Origin of the sequence: Mesorhizobium sp. M1A.F.Ca.IN.020.06.1.1, assembly GCF_004023265.1 — a bacterium.
Lineage (GTDB): Bacteria > Pseudomonadota > Alphaproteobacteria > Rhizobiales > Rhizobiaceae > Mesorhizobium.
Genome location: NZ_RZSR01001314.1, coordinates 1 through 1,246, shown reverse-complemented (window position 1 = coordinate 1,246; position 1,246 = coordinate 1). Strand labels below are relative to the sequence as shown.

Annotated in this window: 1 protein-coding gene; it reads left to right on the top strand. The window is 62.2% G+C overall.

Annotated features, from left to right (window positions below; all coding sequences use genetic code 11):
• On the top strand, positions 1–916 hold a 916-nt coding region (locus EOA60_RS33590), incomplete at its 5' end, for an iron ABC transporter substrate-binding protein (RefSeq protein ID WP_164899791.1).
• Positions 917–1,246: the final 330 nt, after the last annotated feature.

The following is a 1,246-nucleotide window of genomic DNA, read 5'->3' as shown; positions in this document are numbered from 1 at the left end:
CGTCTACAACGCCCAGCATGAAAGCCTGGCCAAGGAATGGGCGAAGGGCTTCACCAAGGAAACTGGCATCAAGGTCACGCTGCGCAATGGCGGCGACAGCGATTTCTCCAACCAGATCGTCGCCGAGGGTGCTGCCTCGCCGGCCGACGTGTTCCTGACCGAGAATTCGCCGGCGATGGCGCTGGTCGAGGCGGCCGGCCTGTTCACGCCGGTCGATGCCGACACCCTCGCTCAGGTTCCGCAGGAATACCAGCCTTCGAGCGGCAAATGGGTGGGCGTCGCCGCGCGCAGCACCGTCTTTGCCTACAACAAGGACAAGCTCAAGGAAGGCCAGCTGCCCAAGTCGCTGCTCGACCTTGCCGATCCGAGCTGGAAGGGCCGGTGGGCCGCCTCGCCGTCCGGCGCCGATTTCCAGGCCATCGTCAGCGCGATGCTCGAGCTCAAAGGTGAAGCCGCGACTTCCGACTGGCTGAAGGCCATGAAGGAGAACTTCACCGCCTACAAGGGCAACAATACGGTGATGAAGGCGGTCAATGCCGGGGAGATCGATGGCGGCGTGATCTACCACTACTACTATTTCGGCGACCAGGCGAAGACCGGCGAGAACAGCAAGAATGTCGGCCTGCATTATTTCAAGAACCAGGACCCGGGCGCGTTCGTGTCGATCTCTGGCGGCGGCGTGCTGGCCTCGAGCAAGCATCCGAAGGAAGCCCAGGCTTTCTTGAAGTGGGTCACCGGCAAGGCCGGCCAGGAGGTTTTGAAAACTGGGACCTCTTATGAATACGCGGTCGGCAAGGATGCCATGTCGAACCCGAAGCTCGTGCCGCTGGCCGATCTGCAGGCGCCCAACATCGATCCGACGCACCTGAACTCGAAGAAGGTCATCGACCTGATGACGCAAGCCGGCTTGCTTTAGTCCGCGTTCGTCCTAAAAGGACAACCGACCGTGCTCCCGCCGGAATTCGCTTTCCGCGGGAGCGCTTTTGTTTTGGAGATGGCCTCGTCGATGACGATCATCTGCGTTTCCGACCGCGTTCGCGGTTCATCAGATCGTCTCCAGGCGGTGCATTCCGGCTGATGTCCGCGATCGACCTCACGCATTCGGGGCCGCCGGCTGCCGCAAGGCAGAGCCGGCGGTCCACGTCGTGGATTACGCTTGCGGCCGCCATCTTCTCGCTGATCGCTCTCCTGCCGCTTGCCTTCATCGTCTGGGTGGGCATCCAGACGGGATGGGACACGGTGGTGG